Raw genomic sequence first — 7,113 nt, forward strand, 5'->3', positions numbered from 1 at the left:
GTTGGGGGGCACCCTCGCAGAAGCGACGGAGGAGGTTTTGCGCGGATTGCGCGAGTACGGCAGGGCACTTGGGCTCGCCTTCCAGATCACGGACGACTTGCTTGATCTTGAAGGTGATGAAAAATTGGTAGGGAAACGCTTGAAAAAGGACGACGCTCAGAAAAAATTGACATTCCCTCGCTTTTTGGGAATCGAGAAAAGCCGCGAGATGGTTGGGCAACTCCTTTCTCGGGCGGCCGAGGCTTTAGCAGAATTACCGATCGATGGACGCCATCTCGTGGCACTGGCCTTTTTTGTGGGGACTCGGAAACACTGATGGTCAAGATTCTCAACCACATCAAGTCGCCTCAGGATCTCCAATCGCTCAGCCTCGAGGAACTCCAGGAACTGGCTGGCGAAATCCGGGAGACGATGTGCCAGCTCCTCGGCACGCGCTCCGCCCATTTTGCCTCCAATTTGGGTGTTGTGGAGCTGACGCTTGCCCTCCACACGGTCTTTGATTTTTCCCGGGACCGCCTCATTTGGGATACCGGCCATCAGGTGTATCCCCACAAAATGATCACGGGACGGTTCGATCGCTTTCACACGATCCGAACCAAAGGTGGTTTGATGGGCTATCCCAACCCGGCGGAAAGCCCCTACGATCTGTTCATGACCGGCCATGCGGGATGCAGCATTTCCACGGCTGTCGGGATGAAATGCGGCGATGATCTGGTTCGACCGGAAGAGCACCGCCATGTAGTGGCGGTCATCGGCGACGGAGCATTTCCCTCGGGAATCGTCTCCGAGGCGATGAACCACGCGGGATGGCTTAAAAAGCCGCTCATTGTCGTCCTCAACGACAACCGGATGTCCATTTGCCAGAGAGTTGGCGGTATCGCGGAATACCTCGATCGCCTCCGCATGGCTCCGCTGTATTCGGGCATTAAGAACGAAGTTTACAATCTGTTGTCCAAGGTGCCGCTGGTCGGCACGTCGATGGAGCGGCTTCTCGATCAGCTCCGCGACGCGATAAAAGCGGGAATGCTGGGCGGGATGCTGTTTGAAGAACTGGGATTTCGCTACATCGGGCCCATTGACGGTCATAATATCGCCCAACTTCAGAAGTATCTCCGAATGGTCAAGCAGTTCCCCGGGCCGGTGCTGCTTCACGTGTTGACCGAGAAAGGCCGCGGCTTTCCGCCGGCAGAGCGCGACCCTCGAACATTTCACGCCCCTGCACCGTTCCACCGGATTAATGGCACTGAGGTCGCTTTCAAGAGCAACGGCTCCTCGGTGACGTTCACGGAAGTGGCACGAAACGCCATTCTGGAACAGATGCGCAAGAACAAGCGGGTGGTGGTAATCACGGCCGCCATGTGCCAGGGGAATATGCTCGAACCGGTCCGCGATGAGTTTCCCGATCGCTATTTCGATGTGGGCATTTGCGAATCGCATGCGGTCGGGTTCGCCGCAGGTTTGGCAAAGGCGGGCGTCCGTCCCATCGTGGATATTTACAGCACATTCCTGCAGCGGGCCTATGATCAACTTTTCCAGGAGGTATCCCTGCAGAATCTGCCCGTTGTGTTCATGATGGATCGTGCTGGCGTGGTCGGGGCAGATGGTCCGACTCATCATGGTGTGTTTGATCTCGCCTACTTCCGACCTTTCCCGAACGTGACCGTAATGGCCCCCGGCGATGCCGCTGATCTTCCGGCGATGCTGGAATTTGCCCTGGCGCATGATGGACCGGTTGCCATCCGATATCCCAAGGCCAAAGCAGAAAAAGTGCCACGGAAATTCACCCCGGTGACACTCGGCAAGGCCGAGCGCATTCGAGAGGGTGCCGACGGAACAATCATTTGCTGTGGAGCACTTTTGCCCGCATGCGTAGCGGCTGCGGAACAACTGGCTCGGGATGGGCTCAATTTCGGCGTGATCAATGCCCGATTCGTGAAGCCCCTGGACACCGAGACTATTCTCTCCGCTATCGAGGAAAGTCCGGTCGTGATCACGGTGGAGGAAGGTGTGCTGCAAGGTGGATTTGGGAGTGCGGTACTGGAAGCCGCAAACGATGCCGGCTTGAATACGTCTCATATCAAGCGATTGGGTATTCCCGACCGGTTTGTGGAACATGCCGAGCGAGGGGAACAACTCGCTGATCTCGGACTTGACGCGCAGGGAATCGCCTCGGCCTGTCAACAGGCGGTGGAACGGCGGTGCCATCGGAGAGCTTTCTCGTGATCCATGACGGAGTGATGTCAAGCCCGCAACCTGTGCTCCCGCGAGAGATTCCGCTATGAAGGTGATCATCCTTGGATACGGGGGTCGGCCGGATGTCGTGCGGGAGGTCAACCGCCTGAAATCGATGATCGAGCGGTATGCCGAGATTCTGATCATCGACCTGACGGGTGAGGCAGATCTGTCCCAATATCAGGCCGATTTTGCGATCGTTTTCGGGGGTGACGGTTCAATTCTGCGGGCGGCTCGACAGATGGGGAACCGGCAACTCCCGGTCATTGCCGTCAATCTCGGCCGGTTGGGGTTTCTGGCAGATATTTCACCACACGAACTGGAGGCTGTGCTGGTGCTCGCGGAGCGCGGCCCACTTCCCATCATCGATCATCTGATGCTCCATTGCGAGCTGATGCGCGACAGCCAAAGTTGTGGGTCGTGGCTGGCGCTCAACGAGATCGCCATTCTCAACGGCCCGCCTTTCAGTTTGCTGGATGTGGAACTTTGGGTGGACCACGACCTGGCCACGGTGTACTCCGGGGATGGATTGATTCTCGCTACCCCGGTGGGATCCACAGCGCACTCCCTTTCTGCGGGTGGTCCCATCCTTCGTAAAGATCTGGATGCGGTCGTCATCTCCCCCATCAGTCCGCATACGCTGTCCAATCGACCGGTCGTCGATTCCGCAGATCGCACCTATGAATTGCGGGTCCTCAATCCTCAGCCCAACACGATGCTGGTCATCGACGGGCAGGCGATCGACACTCTGCGGATAGAAGATTGCGTACGGGTTCGTCGCGCCGAACCGCGATTTCAGCTCGTTAGTGCTCCGGGGCACAGCTATTACCGAACGCTTCGGGAAAAGCTCGGTTGGGGCGGCCATACCCGCTCCAGTGTCCCCCCCATCCAAAACATTCCGTGACACCCGCTGTGCCCCTCGGCCCAAGCACGGGCAGATTTTCCGAAGCACGCCGTTTTGCACAAGAAGTGCCCGGTGATTTGTCGAGCCATGGTCCCATTGGCTGCGGCTCGGATGGGCAGAGGGACGCTTTCCTTCCGCGGTCAAACCCTGCCATAAAACTCTACCCTTTTTCCACAGAAATCCCACCTTTCCAAAAGGCAGCGATTCCAAGAAATTGACCTTTGCGACCAAGCGTTCTCCTTTTATAACAGTGTCGGTCGGTATCACGGCCATTGGTTATTTTGCGGCTGCACGCCGGTGTTCATGGACAATAAGGGGAATTGAATCGCCTGGGCTCGGATGAATCGTTTCCACCACAGTGACAGGGACGTCATCATGTTTCTTACAAAACGCCATATCTTGATGAGCGCTTGTGTGGTTTGTTCGCTCGTAGCCGGTCTTGCAAGGTTCTGCGCCGGAGACGAATCGGAGAAGACCTCTGGTTCTCAACCCACTCGCTATCGCCTCCGCTACAACCTTCAGCCCGGCGAGGAGCTTCGCTGGCGCGTCATCCACAGAGCGAGCGTTCGCACGATCGTGACCCAAACCGAGCAGACGGCCGAGACGGTGACCCAGTCCGTCAAAACTTGGAAGGTTCTTTCCCGGCAGCCAGACGGAACAGTGACCTTCCAACTGCAAGTGGACGATGTGGATATGACACATCGCATCGGGGGACGTCCTGAGGTTCGCTATTCAACCCGGGAGAAACAGGAGCCACCCCTGGGATTTGAGGACGTCGCCAAGACGGTGGGCAAGCCGCTTGCCAGGATTACGCTGGATACTCGGGGCCATGTCCTCGAAAGGGAACAACTCGAACCCGATGCCTTTCAGACCCACGGCTACCTGACAGTCCCATTTCCGGAAGACCCCGTGGCCGTCGGTGAATCATGGACTTTTCCCGATGAAATCATGGTGCCGCTGCGGAATGGAACAGTCAAAAAAGTCAAAGTGCAGCAGAAATTCACGCTTGTGTCTGTGAAGAATGACGTGGCCACAATCGACGTAAAAAACCAGGTGCTCACGCCGATCGATGATCCCGAAGTGGAAGTTCAGCTCGTCCAGCGATTGAGCGAGGGCACCATCAAGTTCGATGTCGCGGCCGGACACATTCTTTCCCAGGAGATCGAGGTCGATCGCCAGGTCGTCGGGTTCCAGGGACCGGCAAGCAGCTTTCACTATCGTACCCGATTTACTGAGGATTTCCTCGTCGATAAGGTGGCGAAGCGTCAGAAGTCTGCGCAGCAACTTGGTCGCTAGAGGGCGAGAGGTCGCGCGCCCGGCTGGCGGGCACCTCACAGTCGCGCGGCTTCATACTCATAGTGGTCCGTCAGGAGCCACCGATTGTTGACCTTTTCAAAGAGGACGGTAAATCGAGCCGCGTAGGCTTCGTAGATGTGTTCCGCTGTTTTCTCCCGAAATTCGTAGCGAAAAACCGCAAAAAAACGTGCTTCTGCCGTGGGCGGATTCGTCCGGGGATTGACCTCGATCTTCAAATCGGAAATGTGAATCCCGGTGAAGCGGACGAGGTTCATTGCCCAAATGGCTCTTTCCCGCGTCTTGACGGCGGAGGGGGAGAGAAACGTCAGGACCCGTTCCAGATCGTTGTCGCGGAGGGCGGAAACACCTTCACGGATCGTCTGTTCGACGGCCTCCCGGTCCGTTACTACAAGGTAGTCCGCCAGGAGCACCAGCCCCAGCACCATGGCTGCTCCTCCCATTCCCCACAGGAAAGGCTTCTGAACGGTAGCAACAAAGAAAAGGCCGAGGATCGCCTCCACGATCACAATAATGACCACCACAGGAGTGGGATCGTCAACAATCCAGCTCAGGTTCATTTTGGCATCACATGCTTGACAGCTAGAGTTCGCGAGATCCCCGCAGAACTCCCAATCTTCCACCCAGCCAGAGACTCCCCAGCGCGGAGTTCGCTTCTATTTTGGCCAATTCGGCGGGAAAACGAAACAACCTCCAGCGGGTTCGTCAGAGAGGATTCGATACGTGTTTCGCCTCTCCCGGCGGGAAAGTGCCAGACTCACAAAAAACGGCAGGCTTGCGTCAAAGAGGAAGGAAAAACGTGGGTTTTTTCGTTCAGGCTGATACAATGACGATTAGGGAAGGCGTTCCGATGCCCTATCGATGAGACATTGCCATCTGGTCCGATGCAGGATTTTTCTCAAAACTCGGAGCCTTTAGCGGAGTCCCCGTCAGGTGTGGAGACGGGCTCCCCGAGCCACGAAAGCCGCTCGTCCCTGCAACCTGGCCAAATATGGCTGGACGGTGGGGTTCTGGCTTGTGCGTGTCCCGATTGCGGGGCACCCATGTCGATTCGGCTGTGGTTGCGGTTGGCGGACTGCTGGCGGTGCGGGGCCAGCGTGGAGCTGACAGAGGAGCAGGAAGCGGAAGCGATTCGCCTCCTTCAGCTTTGGGAAGCAGAACGGCTCCAGCAAGTGCAACAGGCCGCCCGGTCTATCCAACCCTCGCTTCGCTCCAGGAGCACTGGACAGGGGCCGAAGGTTCCAACGGCCCCGCGTTGGACGGCAGAGGTGCCGCAATCGGTTGGTCAGCCGATGCGTTCCCCTTCTCGCCAGGCTGAGGAGCGACGGGAGTTTCTCCGCCAATCGATAGCGCCGCGGAAAGTTCGCAGCCTTTGGCAGGTCATTTGGGACGACGCCCCTGCCTGGCTGATCAGTCTCGTGTTTCATCTGGTCGCATTCCTGCTTCTGGGAATGCTGGCCGCGCCAGGAGGCCTGCCTCCGCCGGCCATCACGCTTTCGACTTCGATCAACTATCGAGACAGCCCTGGTGAGGAAGGGTTGCTGGAAGAGCGTGAGCATCTCCCGAACGAATTCGAAGAGGCCGGGCTGGTGACCGACGTCCACCTGCCCGCCGAGCAGGATGTGGGAATCGTGGATCAGTTTGCCCCCGATTCGCTGGGGGAATCGCTGCAACCCACTCTTCCCATGGCCGCGGTAGCAGATCGCCTCAGCGACGTCCTTCTTTCCCGGCCGGTGGCCGCCATATTTGCGGGTCGGGATCCGTCAGTGCGATCACGGCTCCTGGCTGAACAGGGCGGAACGAACGAAACCGAAGCCGCCGTCGCCCGCGGACTGCGATGGCTGGCCAAACATCAGAATGCCGACGGGAGTTGGTCGCTCCACGCCTTCCATTTGGCGCCCGGGGCCTCCGGTGATGAAGACGGACTCGGCCAGCAGGCTGACGTGGCTGCCACCGCTCTGGCCCTGCTGCCTTTTCTGGGAGCCGGTCAGACACACATCCAGGGGGAATACCGCCAGGTCGTTTTGAAGGGCCTTAACTGGCTTGTCAGTCACCAAGGACCCGATGGTGACCTGCGGGGAAACGGCATTGGCGACATGTACGCGCACGGACAGGCGGCCCTGGTCCTCTGTGAAGCCTACGCGATGACTCAGGACCCGCAACTGCGAGAACCTGCGCAAAAAGCGATCGATTTTATCATTCGCGCTCAGCATCCGGCGGGCGGGTGGCGCTATGAACCTGGACAGGAAGGAGATACGAGCGTACTGGGCTGGCAATTGATGGCCCTCCGCAGCGGAAAGATGGCGTATCTTCGCGTACCGGACACCGTGTTCTACAAAGCCTCTCAGTACCTCGATTCAGCACAAACGGATCAATATGGCGGCCGCTACGCCTATCGGCCGGGGCATGCCGCAACTCCCACTATGACCGCTGAAGCCCTTTTGTGCCGCCAATATCTGGGCTGGCCAAGGGAACACCGAGGAATGAAAGCGGGGGCGTACTATCTCCTGGAAAACCTCCCGTCCCCCAAAAAGCTCGATACTTCTCAGCCCTGGTTCTATTACATCTACTATGCCACTCAGGTGATGCACAATATGGGCGGAGATTTCTGGCGTAAATGGAACGAGGCCATGAAAGCGACGCTTTTGCCCACCCAGCGGAAA

Annotated in this window: 6 protein-coding genes; 5 read left to right on the forward strand and 1 reads right to left on the reverse strand. The window is 57.9% G+C overall.

What is annotated here, in order from left to right; genetic code table 11:
- The 4 genes from H5U08_RS07215 to H5U08_RS07230 form a co-directional block, all read left to right on the forward strand.
- Positions 1-316 (forward strand): polyprenyl synthetase family protein (locus tag H5U08_RS07215; protein WP_297031678.1); only part of this gene is annotated, 316 nt, incomplete at its 5' end.
- Positions 316-2,223: a 1-deoxy-D-xylulose-5-phosphate synthase gene (dxs, locus tag H5U08_RS07220; RefSeq protein WP_297031679.1), complete on the forward strand. Its 1,908-nt coding sequence runs from the start codon at positions 316-318 to the stop codon at positions 2,221-2,223. The genes H5U08_RS07215 and dxs, both read left to right, overlap by 1 nt.
- A 55-nt stretch (positions 2,224-2,278) precedes the next feature.
- The gene (locus H5U08_RS07225; protein WP_297031681.1) at positions 2,279-3,136 is read left to right on the forward strand and encodes an NAD(+)/NADH kinase; all 858 of its coding nucleotides are present in this window, start codon (positions 2,279-2,281) and stop codon (positions 3,134-3,136) included.
- Between the two features lie 375 nt (positions 3,137-3,511).
- Positions 3,512-4,432 carry a DUF6263 family protein gene (locus tag H5U08_RS07230; protein WP_297031682.1) on the forward strand — a complete coding sequence of 307 codons (921 nt, stop codon included), beginning with the start codon at positions 3,512-3,514 and terminating at the stop codon, positions 4,430-4,432.
- Between the two features lie 35 nt (positions 4,433-4,467).
- On the opposite strand, the gene H5U08_RS07235 is transcribed toward H5U08_RS07230, so the two are convergent.
- A complete protein-coding gene (locus tag H5U08_RS07235; RefSeq protein ID WP_297031684.1) occupies positions 4,468-5,010 on the reverse strand; it encodes a hypothetical protein in 543 nt (180 codons plus the stop codon).
- A gap of 483 nt (positions 5,011-5,493) precedes the next feature.
- Here H5U08_RS07235 and H5U08_RS07240 point away from each other — a divergent pair.
- Positions 5,494-7,113, forward strand: a 1,620-nt coding sequence (locus H5U08_RS07240) for a prenyltransferase/squalene oxidase repeat-containing protein (protein ID WP_297031686.1), incomplete at its 3' end; no start/stop codon positions are given.

This window comes from Thermogutta sp., from assembly GCF_014359955.1.
Taxonomy (GTDB): Bacteria; Planctomycetota; Planctomycetia; order Pirellulales; family Thermoguttaceae; genus Thermogutta.